At 75.4% G+C, this 18,677-nt stretch carries 20 protein-coding genes; 7 read left to right on the forward strand and 13 right to left on the reverse strand.

The window, feature by feature from the left end; translation table 11 throughout:
* Window positions 1-82: 82 nt before the first annotated feature.
* The 5 genes from ACI79W_RS11640 (at window position 83) to ACI79W_RS11660 (ending at window position 3,893) form a co-directional block, all read left to right on the forward strand.
* Entirely contained in the window at window positions 83-1,885 is a 1,803-nt protein-coding gene (locus tag ACI79W_RS11640; protein WP_456562242.1) for a bifunctional metallophosphatase/5'-nucleotidase, read from the forward strand.
* A 123-nt stretch (window positions 1,886-2,008) separates the two neighbouring features.
* Window positions 2,009-2,335 (forward strand): hypothetical protein, encoded by a 327-nt coding sequence (locus ACI79W_RS11645; RefSeq protein ID WP_456562243.1) that lies wholly within the window; start codon window positions 2,009-2,011, stop codon window positions 2,333-2,335.
* 78 nt (window positions 2,336-2,413) lie between these two features.
* Window positions 2,414-2,614 (forward strand): hypothetical protein, encoded by a 201-nt coding sequence (locus tag ACI79W_RS11650; RefSeq protein ID WP_456562244.1) that lies wholly within the window; start codon window positions 2,414-2,416, stop codon window positions 2,612-2,614.
* Between the two features lie 107 nt (window positions 2,615-2,721).
* A complete protein-coding gene (locus ACI79W_RS11655) occupies window positions 2,722-3,081 on the forward strand; it encodes a hypothetical protein (protein WP_456562245.1) in 360 nt (119 codons plus the stop codon).
* Window positions 3,069-3,893, forward strand: coding sequence for a DUF998 domain-containing protein (locus ACI79W_RS11660; protein WP_456562246.1), 825 nt, complete (start codon window positions 3,069-3,071; stop codon window positions 3,891-3,893). Before ACI79W_RS11655 ends, ACI79W_RS11660 begins: the two co-directional genes overlap by 13 nt.
* A gap of 12 nt (window positions 3,894-3,905) precedes the next feature.
* On the opposite strand, the gene ACI79W_RS11665 is transcribed toward ACI79W_RS11660, so the two are convergent.
* The 3 genes from ACI79W_RS11665 to ACI79W_RS11675 all read right to left on the reverse strand — a co-directional run bounded on the left by ACI79W_RS11665 (window position 3,906) and on the right by ACI79W_RS11675 (window position 6,846).
* Window positions 3,906-4,928, reverse strand: a complete 1,023-nt coding sequence (locus tag ACI79W_RS11665; protein ID WP_456562247.1) for an Acg family FMN-binding oxidoreductase — start codon at window positions 4,926-4,928, stop codon at window positions 3,906-3,908.
* Window positions 4,929-5,032: 104 nt separating this feature from the next.
* Window positions 5,033-5,965 carry a DMT family transporter gene (locus ACI79W_RS11670; RefSeq protein ID WP_456562248.1) on the reverse strand — a complete coding sequence of 311 codons (933 nt, stop codon included), beginning with the start codon at window positions 5,963-5,965 and terminating at the stop codon, window positions 5,033-5,035.
* Window positions 5,966-6,099: 134 nt separating this feature from the next.
* Window positions 6,100-6,846 carry an SDR family oxidoreductase gene (locus ACI79W_RS11675; RefSeq protein WP_456562249.1) on the reverse strand — a complete coding sequence of 249 codons (747 nt, stop codon included), beginning with the start codon at window positions 6,844-6,846 and terminating at the stop codon, window positions 6,100-6,102.
* 76 nt (window positions 6,847-6,922) lie between these two features.
* Here ACI79W_RS11675 and ACI79W_RS11680 point away from each other — a divergent pair, with 76 nt between their 5' ends.
* Window positions 6,923-8,467, forward strand: a complete 1,545-nt coding sequence (locus tag ACI79W_RS11680) for a UDP-N-acetylglucosamine 1-carboxyvinyltransferase (protein ID WP_456562250.1) — start codon at window positions 6,923-6,925, stop codon at window positions 8,465-8,467.
* 99 nt (window positions 8,468-8,566) lie between these two features.
* Here ACI79W_RS11680 and ACI79W_RS11685 read toward each other — a convergent pair whose 3' ends face one another.
* On the reverse strand, window positions 8,567-9,325 hold the full coding sequence (locus ACI79W_RS11685; protein WP_456562251.1) for an SDR family NAD(P)-dependent oxidoreductase: 759 nt from the start codon (window positions 9,323-9,325) through the stop codon (window positions 8,567-8,569).
* Between the two features lie 43 nt (window positions 9,326-9,368).
* The gene (locus ACI79W_RS11690; RefSeq protein WP_456562252.1) at window positions 9,369-11,282 is read right to left on the reverse strand and encodes a PucR family transcriptional regulator; all 1,914 of its coding nucleotides are present in this window, start codon (window positions 11,280-11,282) and stop codon (window positions 9,369-9,371) included.
* A gap of 282 nt (window positions 11,283-11,564) precedes the next feature.
* Between ACI79W_RS11690 and ACI79W_RS11695 the strand changes: the two genes are divergently transcribed.
* Complete coding sequence (locus tag ACI79W_RS11695) at window positions 11,565-12,572, forward strand: DUF2877 domain-containing protein (RefSeq protein ID WP_456562253.1); 1,008 nt, start codon at window positions 11,565-11,567, stop codon at window positions 12,570-12,572.
* Window positions 12,573-12,590: 18 nt separating this feature from the next.
* Here ACI79W_RS11695 and ACI79W_RS11700 read toward each other — a convergent pair whose 3' ends face one another.
* The 8 genes from ACI79W_RS11700 to rpe form a co-directional block, all read right to left on the reverse strand.
* Window positions 12,591-13,052, reverse strand: coding sequence for an SSI family serine proteinase inhibitor (locus tag ACI79W_RS11700; RefSeq protein WP_456562254.1), 462 nt, complete (start codon window positions 13,050-13,052; stop codon window positions 12,591-12,593).
* On the reverse strand, window positions 13,052-13,918 hold the full coding sequence (gene hisG / locus ACI79W_RS11705; RefSeq protein WP_456562255.1) for an ATP phosphoribosyltransferase: 867 nt from the start codon (window positions 13,916-13,918) through the stop codon (window positions 13,052-13,054). The genes ACI79W_RS11700 and hisG overlap by 1 nt, the downstream gene beginning before the upstream one ends.
* Window positions 13,919-14,010: 92 nt before the next feature.
* Window positions 14,011-14,274 (reverse strand): phosphoribosyl-ATP diphosphatase, encoded by a 264-nt coding sequence (locus ACI79W_RS11710; RefSeq protein WP_456562256.1) that lies wholly within the window; start codon window positions 14,272-14,274, stop codon window positions 14,011-14,013.
* Window positions 14,271-14,798 (reverse strand): 6,7-dimethyl-8-ribityllumazine synthase, encoded by a 528-nt coding sequence (gene ribH, locus ACI79W_RS11715; RefSeq protein WP_456562257.1) that lies wholly within the window; start codon window positions 14,796-14,798, stop codon window positions 14,271-14,273. The genes ACI79W_RS11710 and ribH overlap by 4 nt, the downstream gene beginning before the upstream one ends.
* A complete protein-coding gene (locus tag ACI79W_RS11720; RefSeq protein WP_456562258.1) occupies window positions 14,795-16,114 on the reverse strand; it encodes a bifunctional 3,4-dihydroxy-2-butanone-4-phosphate synthase/GTP cyclohydrolase II in 1,320 nt (439 codons plus the stop codon). The genes ribH and ACI79W_RS11720 overlap by 4 nt, the downstream gene beginning before the upstream one ends.
* Complete coding sequence (locus ACI79W_RS11725) at window positions 16,111-16,734, reverse strand: riboflavin synthase (protein WP_456562259.1); 624 nt, start codon at window positions 16,732-16,734, stop codon at window positions 16,111-16,113. Before ACI79W_RS11725 ends, ACI79W_RS11720 begins: the two co-directional genes overlap by 4 nt.
* Window position 16,735: 1 nt before the next feature.
* Window positions 16,736-17,893, reverse strand: a complete 1,158-nt coding sequence (gene ribD / locus ACI79W_RS11730; protein ID WP_456562260.1) for a bifunctional diaminohydroxyphosphoribosylaminopyrimidine deaminase/5-amino-6-(5-phosphoribosylamino)uracil reductase RibD — start codon at window positions 17,891-17,893, stop codon at window positions 16,736-16,738.
* Window positions 17,890-18,561 carry a ribulose-phosphate 3-epimerase gene (gene rpe / locus ACI79W_RS11735; protein ID WP_456562261.1) on the reverse strand — a complete coding sequence of 224 codons (672 nt, stop codon included), beginning with the start codon at window positions 18,559-18,561 and terminating at the stop codon, window positions 17,890-17,892. Before rpe ends, ribD begins: the two co-directional genes overlap by 4 nt.
* Between the last annotated feature and the right edge of the window lie 116 nt (window positions 18,562-18,677).

Consider the following 18,677-nt stretch of genomic DNA (forward strand, 5'->3'; position numbering starts at 1 on the left):
ACAAATCGTTACGCGGTCACGCGACGTTCACCTTCCGGTGTGACGCTCCCCGGGCAAGCTCCCCCAACGACCCCGGAGCGTCATGTCTCTGAAGCACCTGCGCCGCGGCACCGTCGTGGCGACCGTGGCCGCGGCCTCGCTGGCCGGCGGCACCTTGGCAGGGACCGCCACCGCCGCGCCCGCCCAGGAACCCAGACCCGACTTCACCCTCACCTTGCTGCACGCCAACGACCTCGAGTCCGCGCTGCTGCCGGTCACCGGCGACGACGGCGGGACCTACGGCGGGGCCGACCGCTTCGTCGAGCTGATCCGCCAGCAGCAGATGCTCGCGCTGACCGGCCGGCCGGGCGAGGGCCAGGCCAAGAAGCGCGGCGTCGTCACCGTCTCGGCCGGCGACAACTTCCTCCCCGGACCCCAGCTCGCCGCCAGCGAGGAGTCCGGGCGACCCATCTACGACGCCACCGCGTTCAACGCGGCGCGCTTCGACGTCTCGATCCCGGGCAACCACGACTTCGACCTCGGCCCGGACTTCTTCGCCGAGTGGATCGGCGACCTCCGCCCCCAGACGACGATCGTCTCGAGCAACCTCGGCTTCGAGGACGAGCCCGCCCTGCTGGCCCAGGTCGCCGACGGCACCATCGTCACGTCGCACGTGGTCAGGGAGCGCGGCGAGCAGATCGGCTTCATCGGGCTCACGACGCCGGACCTCCCCCGGCTGACCAGTTCCCGCGGCGTGACGGTCGACCCCGACCTCGCCGGGATCGCCAACGCCCAGGCCGCCGCGTACGAGGCCGCCGGCGTCGACAAGGTGGTGCTGGTCTCGCACCTGCAGGACATCGACAACGAGGTCGCGCTCGCCGCCCAGCTCCGCGGCGTCGACGTCATCGTCGGCGGCGGTGGGCACGAGCTGCTGGCCGACGCCGGCGACCCGCTCGTCCCCAACGGGGCGACGCCCTACGGCTCCTACCCTCTGACGCCGACCGACGCCGACGGCGAGGTCGTCCCGGTGGTCACCACGAATGCGCTCTACACCTACGTCGGCCGCCTGGTCGTCACGTTCGACGCCGACGGTGAGCTGCTGACGGTGCACGACGACGTGTCGCGCCCGATCCCGGTGGTCTCCGAGGGCCCGGACGCCGTCGCGCCCAACAACGCGGTGAACCGGCAGGTCGTGCGGCCGGTGGAGCAGTACGTCGCCGACCTGGCCGAGCAGGTGGTCGCCGCCTCGGAGGTCGACCTCAACGGCATCCGCGACGACGTCCGGAGCCGGGAGACCAACCTCGGCAACCTCGCCACGGACGCCCTGCTGGCCGCGGGTCAGCGCGAGGCCGAGGCCCTCGGCGTGACCGCTCCGGTGGTGGCGCTGCAGAACGGCGGCGGCATCCGCAACGCCGCCGTCATCCCGGCCGGTGAGATCACGGCGCTCGACACCTACACGGTGCTGCCGTTCTCGAACTTCGTCGGCGTCGCGCCGGCCATGCCGGTCGAGACGTTCATCGCCGGGGTCGAGCACGGCCTCTCCGGCGCCGTCACCGACGGCGTCCTCCAGCCGGCGGGCTCCTTCGCGCAGGCCGCCGGCTACCGGGTGAGCTACGACCCGGCGCAGGAGGCCGGATCCCGCATCGTCGACCTGGTCCTGGACGATGGGACCGTTCTGGTGGAGGACGGGACGCCGACCGGCAATCGAGAGACCCTCTCGGTCGCCACGATCGACTTCCTCCTCCGCGGCGGCGACGGCTACCCCTTCGACGGCGTGGCCTTCACCGTCCTGCCGGTGACCTACCAGGAGGCGCTGGAGACCTACCTGGTCGAGGACCTCGGCGGGGTCGTCAGCGCGGTCGACTACCCGGTCGGCGGCGAGGGGCGCATCACTCCCGTCGCCTGACGCGGCATCCCGGACGGGCGCCCTCCGCGATCCCCGCGGAGGGCGCCCGTTCGCGTCCGGTGACCGGGGCACCGTCGAACGTGTGTTCGACCGTCGTGCAAGACTGAACCGGTGGCGGGCGGGATGAACCGGGGGCGCGGCGGCCGCTCCCTGGGTGAGCGGGCGGCGGACTCGGGGGTCGTCCCCCAGCTCTCCCCGTCGCCGCTGCCCGGCCCGCCGTCCCGCCCCGTCGCCGCGGGCCACCCGGCGGCCACCGGTGAAGGGAGCGAGGCGCGGCACTGCTGGGTGCACGACCCGCCGGAGGCGCCTGGCACGTGGCCCGGCCTGCTCGTGGAGTGGCGCCGGCGCGACGGCGCCTGGCAGGGGCGGGTCACGTACGCGGTGAGCGCCACGCACGGCCCGGCGCTCGTCGAGGCGTGGTTGCCGGCCACCCGCCTGGAGCCGCGGTGATCACCGTCGCCGGTTAGCGGCAGGCGGTCGGGGCTATGGCTCTCCCCGACCGCACCCGATCGACCGGAGGACGCCACGATGACCGGCCCCCAGGAGACCCCGAACCTCGACGACGTCATGGAGCCGCAGGAGCGCCCCACGCGCGACCGCACCCAGCACGCGAAGGACCCGCACCCCAGCGACGAGGTCCTCGAGCACCGCACCGAGCAGGAACGCCAGGCGGTGGGTTCGGACGACGCCGACCCGGCCGGCGCTGACCTGCACTCGGCGACCGACTGAGCCCTCAGGCGCACCGACCGGCGGCGCCGGCGCGACTGCGTGCGGCCGACGTCGCCGGCTGGCTGCTCAAGAGCGCGCGGCCACCGGCAGCCGTCGACGCCGACTGGGTGCCCGGCACCGCCCGGGACCTCGTGCGCTGCGTGCGCCGCACCTACCGGCTGGACCTCGTCGCGGCCGGGCAGCCGGTCCTGCTGTGGGTCAGCGGGCGGGCCGCGCCGGGCGTCCACGCGATCGGCCGGGTCACCGGCCCGGTGGGCGAGACCGCGGACGGGCCGGTCGTCCCGATCCGCCTGCTCAGGCTCGACGCACCCGTCGGCCGGGCCGAGCTGCGCGCCGATCCCGCCTTCGCCGACGCGGAGGTGCTGCGCATGCCGGCCGGCAGCAATCCGTCCTGGCTGTCCGCCACGCAGTTGTCCGCCGTCCTGGAGCGGATCAGCCCGGAACAGCTGGGACGATGGCTGCCGTGACTCCCAACCGCCTGCGCTGGGGCGCCCTCGCTTGGCTGCTGACCGTTCAGTTCTTCGTCGTGGAGGCTGTCGTGCAGGCCCGGTACGCCGGGCCGTACTCCCGGGCCGACGACGTCATCAGCGCGCTGGGCGCCGCCGACTCCCCCGCGCGGCAGCTCATGAACGCCTCGTTCGTCGTCCAGGCGGCGCTGATCCTGGGCGGGGCGCTGCTGGTCCTGCCCGTGCTGCGCGGTGGTGCCGCGCGCGCGGTGCCGGCGCTGCTCGGCGCGGCCGCGCTCGGCGTGCTGCTGGTAGGCGTGTTCCCCACCGACGGCAACGGCACCGTGCATGCCGTCGGCGCCGTCCTGCACCTGGCCGGCGGTGCCCTCGGGCTGATCGCGCTCGCCTACGCCGTCCGCCCGCTGTCGGAGGCCCTGGGCACCGCCGTGGTGCTGCTGGGCATCGTGGCGACGGCCGGCACGATCTTCTTCCTGACCGGGGTCACCCGGTACCTCGGCGAGGGGGGCATGGAGCGCGCCGCGGCCTACCCGCTGCCCATCGCGCTGGCCCTGAGCGGTGCCGCGCTGTGGTGGCTGGGGCGCGGCCGGGACCTCGCGGCGGTGGGATCGTCCCGGCGCGCCGAGCGGGAGCGCGAGCAGGCGCGGCTGGCCGAGCAGGCCCGGGCCCGCGACGCCGCCCTGGAGTCCGCCACGGGGGGCACCGGCACCGGCGCGACCGCCACGCGGCCCACCGGCACCGACGACGGGCCGTCCGACGGCGACGCGGACAGCGATCCCGACGACCCCTGGGCCGCTCCACGCCCGCGCGGCTGAGCAGCCCGGTGGTCAGCCTGCGGGCTCGAAGCGCAGGACGTCGCGCACCGGGCGCCGGCCGCTGACCGCCGGCGCCGGGTCCCCGGGGTCGGCCGCCCGCGGGTAGCCCAGCCGCAGCAGCATCTGCGGGTGGCCGACCAGCGACAGCCGCGCCTGCATGCGCACCCGGGTCGCCGGCCAGTCCAGCGCCTGGGTCAGCGGTGAGGCGACGAGCCCCGCCGCGGTGACCCGGAGCAGCAGGCGGCCCAGCGCACGGCCGGCCAGCAGCCAGTCGGCGCGGTCGTCGCCCTCGGTGCCCATGAGCACGACGGCCGGCCGCTCGACCTCCGGCGGCGGGGCGTCGGGGTCGCCGGCCGCCAGGAACGGGTGCTGCTCGCGCTGCCCCGCCACGAAGTCGCGGATGAGCCAGTTGGACGCCCGCTCGTGCGGGTCGCCGCTGGGGACGGCGGCCACCGGCACCCCGTCCTCGGCCGCAGGGTCGGTGCGCAACCACCGCTCCAACTCGGCGAGGTAGGCGGGGTCGCCCTGCTCCATCTCCTCGGCGCGGGAGATGAGGAACACCGTGGCGACCTCTTCCTCCGAGCGCGTGATCGGCTTCAGCCACACGCCGAACGCCCCGGCCTCGCGCTGGAGGCGGTCCAGCAGGTCGCCGGGCAGGGCCCGCGGTTCGAAGGGCGCGCGCACCGTGTGCCGCTGGGCGATCGCCGCTGCCAGCGCGCGGTCGTCGGCGGAGGCCTCGACGGCGCCGGCGAGCCGAACCGTCGCGAGGTGGTCCGGGGTCCCGGTGTCAGGGAGCAGCGTGACCTCGGTGCCACGGCCGGCGGCGGCGAGGGCGACGACGGCGAACTCCAGCAGGGCGCCGCAGCTGATCACCTGCTGCCGGCCGGTCGGGTCGAGCACCGGCAGCGCGCGCGCCCGGTCGTGGTGCAGCTCCAGCCGGTCGGGCCGGGCGACCAACCGCCACGGCTGCGTGTTGTGGATCGACGGCGCCATCGTCGCGGCCGCCACCACCTCCGCCCAGTCCTGCTCCTCCACCACGGACCTCCCGGCCGGTCTCGACGGCGGACCACCGGCGGTGGCCCCGGTGCGTGCCTACCCCATGACCGCGGGGCGGCGCACACCCGGGCGCCGTCCGGGCCCTACCGGGGGTCGGCCACCCCCGCACGAGCGGGTAGCCCGGCCGCCGGCACCAGCGCCGGCCGGGGCCGCCGGCGGGACACCGCCACCCCGGCCAGGCACACCATGCCCCCGACCACCGCCAGCGGGGGCGGTGTCTCCCCCAACAGCACCCAGCCGAGCAGGACGACCAGCGGCGGCACGAGGTACGTGGTGACGCCGAGGCGGCCGGCATCCATGCGCGAGAGCGCGTAGGCCCAGGTGCTGAACGCCAGCGCGGTGGGGACGACGCCGAGGTACACGAGGCCCGCGACCGACCCCGCCGACGCGGTGCCCAGCTCGGCCACCAGCACGCCGGCCCACGGCAGGCAGGCCGCCGCGCCGATGGCGCAGGCGGTGAAGGTGACCTGGAGCCCGGGCAGCCGCCGCAGCAGCGGCTTCTGGGCGACCACGCCCACCGCGTAGGTGACCGCGGCGACCACGCAGAAGAGGACGCCGAGCAGGTCGGCCTCCGCGCCGCGGGTCGCCAGCCCGATCAGCAGCACACCCCCGAAGGCCACGGCCAGGCCGACGACCAGCCACCGCGGGAAGCCCTCCCCCAGCAGGAACCCGGCGAGCACCGCGATGAGGATCGGCCCGATGTTGACCAGCATGGCCGTCGTGCCGGCGTCGAGGTGCTGCTCGGCGGCGTTCAACGCGAGGTTGTAGACGGCGAACCAGCCGAGGCCGCAGATGGCCAGCAACCGCCACTCACCGGCGGTCGGGCGCACCCAGCCCCGGCGGGCGAGGAGCAGCCCGAGCACCAGCGTGCCGACCAGCAACCGGCCCAGCGCCAGCGCGCCGGGCGAGAGGTCCTCGCCGACCGCGCGGATGCCCACGAAGGCCGAGGCCCACGCGAGCACGGTGACGACGACGGCGAGCAGGGTGCGGCCGTCCGGGGTGGCAGGGGTGGTCACGCCCGGGACCCTAGGCCTGCCCGCCGACACGGCTCCGGCGGTTCCCGGACGCGGCACGGGACTGGCACCCGCGCTGCGGACGGGGGCAGGAACGCCGCGGTCCCTCGGCCGTCGGGACCACGGCCGCGCCGACCTCAGCCGTGCAGGTGCTCGGCCCAGGTGCGGCGGCCGCGCGCCCCTCCTGCCGGCACCGCTGCGCCGTCGCGCAACGCTGCCCCGAGCCGACCCGGCACCGGGGTGGCGATCACCCGGGCACCCGGCGCCCGGACCGCCGCCCAGGCCCTCGCCAGGTCGGCCACCGAGTGCTCCTCGGGGCCACCGAGCTCCACGACCCCGCCCGCGGGTGCCGCGCCCGCCAGCTCGACCAGGTGGGCGGCGGCATCGGCGACGTCGACCGGCTGCACCCGCCACCCCATGGGCACCGGCAGCAGGGGCCCGCGGCGCGCGGTCCCGAGCAGTTCGTCGACGAACCCGTGGAACTGGGTGATCCGCACCAGCGTGACCGGCAGCCCCGAGGCGAGCAGCACCTGCTCGGCCGCGTACTTCGCGCGGTAGTAGGACAGGGGCACCCGGTCCACCCCCACGATCGAGACGTGCACGAGGTGCGGCGGGCGGGAGCGGTCGACCGCCTCGACCAGCCGGCGGGTGCCGGCGACGTCGACCTCCCACGGGTTCCCCCGGGGGTCGCTGGCCGCGTGGACCACCACGTCTGCGCCCGCCACCGCCTGCGCCAGGTCCCTTCCGGTGGCGAGGTCCCCCCGCACCCCGCCCGGACCGGCGCCCCGGCGCGACATCGACCGCACGCGGTGCCCGGCGTCGCGCAGCCGCGGGACCAGTTCCTGACCGAGACGGCCGGTGCCGCCGGTGACGAGTACCTCCACGGGTGCAGTGTGCCGGTGCAAGCCCCCGCCCCGGCGTGCCGCCGCTCTCATCTCAGATGCGAGATAACGTGGCCCGGTGACGCTCATCGACCAGCCCGCCGACGAGGCCGTCCGGCGGATCGGGGCGCTCGTGCGCGACGCCCGCCGCCACCGCGGTCTCACTCAGCAGCAGCTCGCCGAACGGCTGGGCACCAGCCAGAGCGCCGTCGCGCGCATCGAGCAGGGCAGCCAGAACCTCACGCTGGAGTTCCTCGGGCGGCTCTCCGCCGCGCTCGACAGCGAGCTCATCCGGCTGGGCCCCGCCGGCCCGGCGCACCTCCGGGTCACCGGTGGGCACCCGTTGCGCGGCCGTGTCGCGGTGAAGTCGTCCAAGAACGCCGCCGTCGCCCTGCTCTGCGCGTCGCTGCTCAACCGGGGCCGGACCACCCTGCGCAACGTCTCCCGGATCGTGGAGGTCGAGCGCATCCTCGACGTGCTCCGCTCCATCGGCGTGTCCGCCACCTGGGACGAGCACGGCCACGACCTCACCCTCGTCGTCCCCGACGAGCTCGACCTCGAGGGCATCGACGCCGACGCCGCGCGGCGCACCCGCAGCATCATCATGTTCCTGGGGCCGCTGCTGCACCGGGCCCGGTCGTTCCGGCTGCCGTACGCCGGGGGGTGCGACCTGGGCACCCGCACGGTGCAGCCGCACATGATCGCGCTGCGCCCGTTCGGGCTCGCCGTCGAGGCGCACGCGGGCGAGTACCAGGTCGGCGTGGACGGCCCGGCCGCCGCGGACCGCACCATCGTGCTGACCGAGCGCGGGGACACCGTCACCGAGAACGCGTTGCTGGCCGCAGCCCGGACCGACGGCACCACGACCATCCGCAACGCCAGCTCCAACTACATGGTCCAGGACCTCTGCCTCTACCTGCAGCTGCTGGGCGTCGGCATCGAGGGCATGGGCTCCACGACGCTGGTCGTCCGCGGGCGGCCGGTGCTCGAGGCCGACGTGGACTACACGATCAGCGAGGACCCGGTCGAGGCGATGAGCCTGCTCACCGCCGGGATCGTCACCGGCTCGGAGCTGACGGTGGCCCGGGCGCCGGTGGACTTCCTCGAGGTCGAGCTCGCGGTGCTCGCGGAGATGGGGCTGCGCTACGAGCTCTCCGCCGAGTACCTGGCCGACAACGGGCACACCCGGCTGACCGACATCACCATCCACCCGTCGGAGCTCAAGGCACCCCTGGACAAGGTGCACCCGATGCCGTTCCCGGGGCTGAACATCGACAACCTGCCGTTCTTCGCGGTCATCGCCGCACAGGCGCACGGGTCGACGCTAATCCACGACTGGGTCTACGACAACCGGGCGATCCACCTCTCCGACCTCACCCGGCTGGGCGCCGACGTCCGCCTGCTCGACCCGCACCGGGTGCTCGTCAGCGGCCCCACGCGCTGGCGGGCCGCCGAGGTGGTCTGCCCGCCGGCGCTGCGCCCGGCCGTGTGCATCCTGCTGGCGATGCTCGCGGCGAAGGGCACGTCGGTGCTGCGCAACGTCGACATCATCGCGCGGGGGTACGAGCAGCTCTACGAGCGCCTGGTCGAGATGGGCGCCGAGATCGAGGTCTTCCGCGACTGACGAAGGACCCCCTGCCCCCCACACCCCGGTGTCCCCCGCAAGCGGGAGGTACCCCCAGCTCGGCGCGGGGCCCTGCAGGAGGGCCGTTCCATCCCGTCGCTAGCGCTCCTGGTCGGTGGGGCGGACCAGCACCTCGTTCACCGCGACGTGCGGCGGCTGGGTGACCACGTAGACGACGGCCCGGGCGATGTCGGCGGCGTGCAGCGCCCGCATGCTCGCGTGCATCCGCTCGGATGCGGCCTTGGCCTCGGGCTGGGTGATGTGCGAGGTCAGCTCGGTCGTGACGGCGCCGGGCTCGACCAGGGAGATCCGCACCCCCCGGCCGGTGACCTCCTGGCGCAGCGACTCGCTGAAGGCGTTCACCGCCCACTTGCTCGCGTTGTAGACCCCCGCCCCCTTGCGGGCCTGCCGCCCGGCCACGCTGGACATGTTGACGACGTCACCGGAGCCCTGCTCGAGCATCCCGTCGAGCGCCGCGTGGGTCATGTAGAGCACGCCCATCACGTTGGTGCCGACCATCCGGCGCCAGTCCTCGGTGTCGGCTCCGGCGATCGTGCCCAGCAGCATGACCCCCGCGTTGTTCACCAGGATGTCGAGGCCACCCAGCTCCGACCGGGTGCGCGCCACCGCGTCGGTGCACGACCGCTCGTCGGTGACGTCCAGGGCCAGCGGCAGCACGGTCGCCCCGCCGTCGGCGAGCTTCCGGGCGAGCTCCTCGAGCCGGTCGGCGCGCCGGGCGCCCAGGGCGACGGCGGCGCCGGCCTCGGCCAGGGCGATCGCCGTCGCCTCGCCGATGCCGGAGGACGCCCCGGTCACGAGGGCCACCTTGCCGGCCAGCGGGCGTGCGGTCCGGGTCATGCCGTTCTCCTCCCGCGCCGTGCCGGGCGTGGTCGCTCGTCGGTCAGAGCAGGGCGTCGAAGCCGTCGTCCGGCAAGCTGATGCCGCCGTCCAGCGGGGGCCGGGCCGGCTGGTCCAGGCCCCGCATGCGGGCGGCGTGCAGTGCCAGCAGGAGGTTCAGCCGGAGCGTCGGATCGGTGGTGAACGGCCCGAGGAGCCGTTCGAGCTTGCCGATCCGGTACCGCATCGTGTTGTAGTGGAAGTGCAGCCGCCGGGCCGACTCCGCCACGTTGAGGTTGGTCTCGAGCAGCACCCGGAGGGTCTCCCGGAGATCGGCGGAGTCGGGGTCGACGGCGTCGGCCAGCGGGCCCAGCACCTCGTCGACGTAGGAGCGCAGCTCGGTGCTGTCGGGGATGAGCGAGAGCAGCCGGAAGACGCCGAGCTGGTCGAAGTGGGTGACCGCGGACGCGCCGTGGATCTCCAGCCCCACGCCGAGGGCGCGCTGGGCCTGCCGGTGCGCCTCGGCGAGCTCGGAGAGCGATCCGGCGGGACGGCCGATGCCGGTGCCCAGTACCCGGCCGACCCGGCGCAGCCGCCCGTTCACCCGGGAGCTCACCGCGGAGACCAGAGCGGACAGCTCTTCCATGGAACGCCCGTCCAGCGGGAGCAGCGTCACGATCTCGGTGGCCAGCCCGGCGACCGCCGCACCCGCCACCTCCGACTCCAGGGCGGCGCGCCAGCCGTCGGCGAGCCGGTCGAGGACGTCGAGGGCGCGGGTGGGGTCCTCCGCGGCGTCGGCCATGGTCTCGGTGGCCGTCACCAGCACCGCGACCGGCCCGTCGAGGCGCCAGCCGAACGAGCGGGTGTAGGCGAGCGTCCGCTCGGTGTGCCCCACCGCGCCGCCCACCAGCCTGCGGACCAGGTCACCCTGGAAGCGCAGCTCCACCGAGTGGACCGCCTGCCGGCGGATCACCGAGAGCGCGGCGATGACCGCGGCCCGTTCGAGCACACCGCCGGCGCCGAGCATCATCGCGCCGGTGCGGTGCACGGCGACGAGCCAGCCGTGCCGCTGCTCGCCGGCCATGATCGGCGCCACCGCGTACTCGCCGATCCCGCCGGGGAGCTCGTGGTGGCCCGGCACGAGCAGGATGCCGTCGGCGGGCGAGAGGTCGGCGTCCAGGTCGGCGGGCGTGACCACCGTCTGGTCGGCCCGGACGCCCGACAGGCGCAGCGACGGCGCCATCGCGGCCAGCTCGTCGTCGGCGGCCGCGTCGAGCAGCCAGAGCCAGTCGCTGATCTCGGCGACGTCGTCGGCGGGGCCGGCGCTGGTGACGACCTCGCGGTCGGGCCCGAGCCCGAGAACGGCGGCGCCCTCGAGCATCACGGCCAGGCGCTGGGTCACCTCGGCCAGACCACCGCCGGTCAGGGCGACCTCGGTGAACTCGTCGTCCATCCGCGAGGAGAGCGCCAGGGCCTGGCCCTGCTTGGCGACCACGGCGCCCAGGACGCCGGAGACGATCTCGTCGAGGCGGGCCGCCGGCGGCAGCGCCAGCACCGGGAGCCCCCGGCGTTCGGCCTCGGCCAGCACCTCGGCCGGCAGCGGCGGCGGCCCGTCGACGCGCCGGTGGGCCAGCGCCGCGGTGCCGAGGGCGTCCAGCCGCTCGACGAGTGCCCGGCAGCTCACCGGGTCGGCGGGCGGCAACCGCGCCCCCAGGACGACGAGGACGTCGGGGCCGGCCGCGGCCAGCGGATCGGCCGGGTCGTCGACGACCATGTGCCGGATCACCCGGCCCAGCCCCGCCGCACCGCCGGTGACGGAACTCCCGGCGAGGACCGGCAGGGCGAGCGCCTCCTCGACGGTCAGCCCCATCCGCTGCTGCCAGCTGGCGCGCTCGTCGCGCCGCTCGGCCCGGGGCGACTCGGCGACCGCCCAGTTGCGACGGAACGGGGTGGTTCCATTACCGTGGGTAGACGACATGAGCGACGCATCACTCTGTGTCACAAAGCACACCCCTTCCAGTCGTGATCCAGGGTGCCACACGGCAGGAGCCTGTCAGGTGTCCCCGGACGCCGCCCCCCATTCTTGGCGACATCCGCCATACGAGGGCGTGCGACGCGCCGCTTAGGTTCGACCTCGTTCCACCTGCTCGCTGGATGGTAGGCCCCCCGCAGGGCCCGCGCGCACCGTCCTCGGGGCGGGTGGACGAGGGCGGAGTGCCGACCCACCGGCCTCCGTGTCCCGACGGGTGGAGGGCGTCCCATGAGCGCGATCGACGACACCGAGGTCCGGACCGGCTCTGCCGAGCGCCTCTCCCAGCGCCGCCCCGCGGCCCGGGCCGGGGCACCGGTGATCCCCCTCCCCCGACACTCGGCGCGCGCCGCCACCCGTCCAGACCCGGTCGTGGCGACCCCCTCGGCGGTCCCTGCCGCGGCGAGCACCGCCGTGGCCGAGGTGCTCCGCGGCCCGGTCCGGCCCGCGCGGGTACTGCTCAGCGTGCCGGCGGCGGTGTACGTCCAGGTGCTCGGTGAGCGCGGCGGCGGCGAGGTCGTCGGGCTCCTCACCAGCGACGCCGCCCGCCTGCCGCTGGGCTGCGTCCTGTTCCGCCCCAGCAACGGGCGGCCCCTGGTCGGCGTCTCCGCGGGGGCGCCCGCCGAGGTGGGCGGGGGGCGGATCGTCGTCGGCGACCTCGCCGTCAGCGCGTCGGCCTGGTGGGACCCCCGGCCCCGGCTGCCCGGAGGGCGTCCCGCGCTGCTGCCCGAGGGGGTTCGCCAGCTGCGCAACGCCCTCTACGGCGAGGGTGTCCCGCACAGCTCCTTCACGCTGCCCGGCCTGCCCACCGGCCCCGGCGGTCCGCTGGCGGCGCTGCGTGGCGCGGTGCGCCGGGCGGACCTGGAGGCGGCCCTGCGCACCGCCACCCGGCTCGTCGGCCTCGGTCCGGGGCTCACGCCGGCTGGTGACGACGTCGTGGCCGGCACGATCGCCGGCCTGGTCCTGCTGGGCCACCCCGCGGCGCAGCGCTTCGCCTCCGGCGTGTGCTCGATGGCCGGGGGCCGCACCACCGAGCTGTCCCGGGCGCTGCTGCGGCACGCGGCCGCCGGGCAGGTGAGCGGTGAGTACGCGGCGGTCCTGCGCGGGCTGGTGGGCGAGCGCCCGCTGGCCCCGGCCATCGCGCGGCTGCTGGCCACCGGGGCCACCAGCGGGCGGGCCATGGCACTGGGCCTCTGCACGGCCATCGACCTGGTGGACCGGACGGCGCGCGTCCGCTGAGCCGCGCGGCAGGCGCCGTCATCCCAGCGGCAGGGGTCGCTCTCCCACGGGTACCGGCAGGAGCGGTCCGAGCGAGTCCCACTGGGCGATGCGGCAGCCGTCGACGCGCGAGAGCCGCAGCTCCACCGGTTCCCCGTTCCACCGGCCGGTGACGTGCGCGGTCTGCGGGCCGCCGTACTGCTCGGTGCACACCAGGTCGTCGGGGAGCGGCGCGAACGGCTCCGGCATGCCGGCCAGGTGCGTGCAGGCCTCCTGTGCACGCGGGTGGGTACCGCCCGCACCGGCGCCGCAGGTGAGGGTCCAGGTCTCCGGCGGCGTCCCGTCCCCCCGGTCCACCTGGACCCGCAGGTCGTCCTCGGCCTGCGAGACGCCCGTTGCCGCAGCGCCGCCGGTGGCCGCGCCGCCTGCCCCGCCCCCGTCCCGGGCGCAGGCGCCGAGGAGCACGCCGACCAGGAGCAGCACGGCCGCGGCGCCCTTCATCAGATGCGGGAGGCGTGGATGCTGGTCACGAGGATCGCCCGGGCGCCGAGCTCCCAGAGCTCGTCCATCACCCGGTTGGTCTCGGTGCGGGCGATCATGGCCCGAACCGCCGACCAGCCCGGGGTCTGCAGCGGGCTCACCGTCGGGCCCTCGATGCCCGGGGTGACCGCGGTGGCCCGGTCCAGCAGCTCGTTCGGGCAGTCGTAGTCGAGCATCACGTACTGCCGGGCGACGAGGACACCGCGCAGCCGCCGGCGCAGCTGCGCGACCGCGGGGATCTCCTCGGAGCCCTGGCGCCGCACCAGGATCGCCTCGCTGCTGAGCACCGGCTCCCCGATGATGTGCAGCCCGGCGGCGCGCAGCGTCGTCCCGGTCTCGACGACGTCGCACACGGCGTCGGCGACGCCCAGCCGGCAGGCGGTCTCCACCGCGCCGTCGAGCTTCACGACGTCGGCCTTGAGCCCCTGCTCGTCGAGGTATCGCCGCAGCAGGACAGGGTAGGCGGTGGCGATCCGCTTGCCGGCGAGCTGGTCCACGTCCTGGATCTCCGACTCGACCGGGGTGGCGAACCGGAACGAGGAGCGGCCGAAGCCCAGCGGCATGACCTCCACCGCGCTGGGGCCCTCGCCGTCGGCCGGCGCCGTCTCCAGCAGCATGTCGCGGCCGGTGATGCCGACGTCCAGCGTGCCGGCGGCGACGTAGACGGCGATGTCGCGCGGGCGCAGGTAGAAGAACTCGGTGTCGTTGTCCGGGTCGTAGACGGCGAGGTCCTTGGCGCTGCGCCGCTGGCGGTAGCCGCTCTCCGCGAGCATCTCCGCCGCCGGCTCGCTCAGCACACCCTTGTTCGGCACAGCGACGCGCAGCACTCGAGGTCTCCTCGGACGTGAGATGGCAGGGCAGCCCCGCTGCAGGGCCCCGCCGCGAGCGCAGCGAGCGGTGGGGGCAGCGGGGTCCTTCTTCAGAGGTGAGAGTAGACGTCGTCGAGGGTGAGGCCCCGGGCGAGCATGAGCACCTGCACCCGGTAGAGGAGCTGGCTGATCTCCTCGGCGGTGCGCTCCTCGCCTTCGTGCTCGGCGGCCATCCAGGACTCGGCGGCCTCCTCCACGACCTTCTTGCCGGCCGCGTGCACCCCGTCCCGGACAGCGGCGACGGTGCCCGAGGTGGCGTCACCGGCGGCCACCTTCGCGGTGAGCTCGGCGAACAGGCTGTCGAAGGTCTTCACGGGCGGGCCTCCTGGCCGACGGGGGTGGCGGAGAACCCGGTCTGCCGCTGGGGGGTGCGCAGCTCGCGGAGCACCAGCGCGGTCTGCAGCGCGGCGAGGGTGGCCTCCCAGCCCTTGTCCTCGGCCGCGCCCGGCAGCCCGGACCGGTCGCGGGCCTGCTGCTCGTCGTTCGTGGTGAGGACACCGTTGCCCACCGGCTTGCCGGCGTCCAGCGCCACGCGGGTGAGCCCGGCGGTGACGGCGTCGCAGACGTACTCGAAGTGCGGGGTCCCACCGCGGACCACGACGCCCAGCGCCACGACCGCGTCGTGCCGCTCGGCGAGGGCCTGGGCGACGACGGGCAGCTCCACCGCCCCCGGGACCCGGACGACCGTCGGGGCGCCGATGCCGCAGGCCCGCGCGGCCTCGACCGCGCGGTCGAGCAGCGCGCCGGTGATCTCGGCGTGCCAGGTGGTGGCGACGATGCCGAGGGTCAGGCCGGCGGCGTCGACCGGGGCCGCCGCCGGTGCTCCGCTGCCGCTCATGCGGGCTGCTCGTCCTGGCCGAGGGGCACGTCGGTGCCCGGCACGGTCGTGGCGCCCGGGGCGTCGGCGGGACCCGACTCGGTCTCGGGCTCGATGATGTCGAGCAGGTGCCCCATGCGATCCCGCTTGGTGCGCAGGTAGCCCAGGTTCTCCGCGGTGACGTGGCTGGGCAGGGACACCCGGCCCAGCACCCGCAGCCCGTAGCCCTCCAGCCCGGCGCGCTTGGCCGGGTTGTTGGTGAGCAGGCGCATGGTGCGGATGCCGAGGTCGACGAGGATCTGCGCGCCGGTGCCGTAGTCCCGCGCGTCCGCGGGGAGGCCCAGGTCGAGGTTGGCGTCGACGGTGTCGGCGCCCATGTCCTGCAGCTGGTAGGCCTGCAGCTTGTGCAGCAGGCCGATGCCCCGGCCCTCGTGCCCGCGGATGTAGAGCACGACGCCGCGCCCCTCCTGGGCGACGGCGGCCAGCGCCGCCTGCAGCTGGGGGCCGCAGTCGCAGCGCAGCGAGCCGAAGACGTCGCCGGTGAGGCACTCGGAGTGCACGCGGACCAGCACGTCCTCGCCGTCGCCGATCTCGCCGTAGACGAAGGCCACGTGCTCGCGCTCGTCGTAGGAGCTGCGGTAGCCGACGGCGGTGAAGGTCCCCGGCGCCAGCGGGACGATCGCCTCGGCCACCCGCTCGACCAGCTTGTCGAAGCGCTTGCGGTAGGCGATGAGGTCGGCGATGGAGATCATCACGAGGTCGTGCTCGTCGGCGAAGACCCGGAGCTCGTCGCTGCGGGCCATGCCCACCGGGTCCTTCTCGCTGACGATCTCGCACAGCACGCCCGAAGGGCGCAGGCCGGCCAGCATGGCCAGGTCGACGGAGGCCTCGGTGTGCCCCGGGCGCCTCAGCACGCCACCGTCGCGGGCCCGCAGCGGCACCACGTGCCCGGGCCGGGCCAGGTCGGCCGAGGTGGTGTCGGCGGCGGCCAGCGTGCGGATGGTGTGCGCGCGGTCCGCGGCCGAGATGCCGGTCGTGACGCCTTCCCGGGCGTCGACGGTGACGGTGTAGGCGGTGCCCAGGCGGTCCTGGTTCACCCGGTGCATGGGGGGCAGGTCCAGCCGGTCGGCGTCGGCCTCGGTCACGGCCACGCAGACGTAGCCGGAGGTGTAGCGGACCATGAAGGCGACGAGCTCCGGGGTGGCCAGCTCGGCGGCGAAGATGAGGTCGCCCTCGTTCTCGCGGTCCTCGTCGTCGACGACGACGACCGGACGGCCGTCCTTGATGGCGGCGATGGCGCTCTCGATGGAGTCCAGCCGGGTGCGCGGCTCGCTCATGCGCGTGCTCCGAGCAGGCGTTCCACGTACTTGGCGATCACGTCGACCTCCAGGTTGACGGGCTCCCCCGGGGCGCGCGCGCCGAGCGTGGTCTCGCGGAGGGTGGTGGGGATGAGGCTGACCTCGAACCAGGGGTCGGGGTCGGCTGTCGCGCTGACCGCGCTCACGGTCAGCGAGACGCCGTCGACGGCGATGGAGCCCTTCTCGACGACGTAGCGGGCGAGGTCGGCCGGGAGGGCGATCCGCACGACCTCCCAGTGCTCGCCGGGGGTGCGGGAGACGATCCGGCCGACGCCGTCGACGTGGCCCTGGACGATGTGCCCGCCCAGGCGCGTGTGCGGGGCGACCGCGCGCTCGAGGTTGACCGGCTGCCCGTCGGCGACCGCACCCAGGCTGCTGCGGCGCAGCGTCTCGGCCATGACGTCGGTGGTCCAGACGCCGCTGCCGTCGCCGCCGGGCTGCACGCCGGTGACGGTGAGGCAGACGCCGTTGACCGCGATCGAGTCACCGAGGGAGACGTCGGTGAGCACGGTGCGGGCGCGGATGCGCAGGACGGCGGAGTCGCCCTGGTCCTCCCGGGCGGCCAGGGTGCCCACCTCCTCGACGATGCCGGTGAACACCTCAGCTCCCTCCGTCCACGTCGTCCCCGCCGGTGCGGGTGCCCCCACCAGTGTGCCGGGTGGGGTGCAGCCGGATCTGCACGTCCCCGCCCAGGGGGGTGAGGTCGGCGACCGAGAAGGACAGCGCCGAGCCGATGCCGGAGATTCCCAGGTCGCCCACGAGCGAGGGCCCGGCCCCCAGCAGCTTGGGTGCGAGGTGGACGACGGCTTCGTCGACGAGCCCGTCCCGCAGGAAGGCGGCGGCCAGCGTCGGCCCGCCCTCCAGCAGCACCCGGCGGACGTCGCGGGCGAACAGCTCGGCCAGCAGCTCGGCCGGGCTCCCGGCGCGGCTGACCAGCGTGGGAGCGGCGGCGTCCAGCACGCGGGCGGTGGCCGGCAGCCGGTCGCGGCGGTCGACGACGACGCGCAGCGGCTGCCGGGCCGTGGCCCGGCCGTCGGCGTCGCGGACGGTGAGCTGCGGGTCGTCGGTGAGCGCGGTGCCCGAGCCGACGACGACGGCGTCGCAGCCGGCCCGGAGCCGGTGCACCTCGGCGCGCGCCTCCGGCCCGGTGACCCAGCGGCTGCTGCCGTCGGCCGCGGCGACCCTCCCGTCGAGGGTGGCGGCGACCTTCCACAGGACGTACGGGCGGTGCTCGCGCACGCCGGTCAGCCAGCCGGCGAGCGCTCCCTGCTCGGCGGCCTGCTGCTCGGCGCCCACGACCACGTCGACGCCGGCCGCGCGCAGGCGGTCCGCTCCACCACCGGCCAGCTCGGTCGGCTCGGGAACGGCGACGACGACGCGGGCGATGCCGGCGGCCAGCAGCGCGTCGGCGCACGGACCGGTGCGCCCGGTGTGCGCGCACGGTTCCAGGGTGACGACGGCGGTGCCGCCCCGGGCCCGCTCCCCGGCCTGCGCCAGGGCCACGACCTCGGCGTGCGGGCCGCCGGGTGGGTGCGTGGCGCCCTCGCCGACGACGCTCCCGTCGGCGGCCAGGACCACCGCGCCCACGGCAGGGTTGGGGCTCGTCGTCCCGAGGACGCCGGCGCCGAGCTCGCGGGCGCGGGCCATGGCGCTGGACTCGTGCGCCGGGAGAGTGGCGCTGGACCCGTGCGCGGGGAGAGTGGCGCTGGACCCGTGCGCCGGGATGCTGGCGGAGCGCTCCGCCGGGGAGAGGCTCACCCGCGCATCGCGGCGGCGGCCTGCGCGCGCAGGGCGGCGATCGCCTCCGCGGGGTCGTCGGCGCCGTAGACGGCCGAGCCCGCGACGAACATGTCGACGCCGGCCTCGGCGGCCTGCTCGATCGTGCCGGCGTTGATGCCGCCGTCGATCTCCACGAGGAGCTGCAGGTGGCCGGTGTCGACCAGGTCGCGGGCCCGGCGCACCTTGGGCAGCACGTCGGCCATGAAGGACTGGCCGCCGAAGCCGGGCTCGACGCTCATCACCAGCAGGGTGTCGAAGTCGGGCAGGACGTCGAGGACGTCGTCCAGCGGCGTACCCGGCTTGATCGCCAGCCCGGCAAGGGCACCGGCGGCGCGCAGGTCGCGGGCCACCTTCCGCGGATCGATGCAGGCCTCGGCGTGCACGGTGACGTTGCGTGCACCCGCCTCCGCGTAGCCCGGCGCCCAGCGCTCGGGGTCCTCGATCATGAGGTGGCAGTCCAGCGGCACGGGGCTGACCCGCTGGATCGCCTCGACCACCGGCAGGCCCAGGGTCAGGTTCGGGACGAAGTGGGCGTCCATGACGTCGACGTGCAGCCAGTCGGCGTCGGCCACGCGCGCCACCTCGTCGGCCAGGCGGGCGAAGTCCGCCGACAGCAGGCTGGGCGCGATCATCGGTTGCCGGGACACGTCCGCCGAGTCTAGGTGTGCTCAGGGACGACGCCCGCGCCCCCGAGGTGGACTGCGTCTCGCCGGTCAGCCCCTGGCCTGCGCACGTGCAGCCGGCAGGGACGTCGACGTGCACC

The organism is Blastococcus sp. SYSU DS0533 (genome assembly GCF_054050775.1).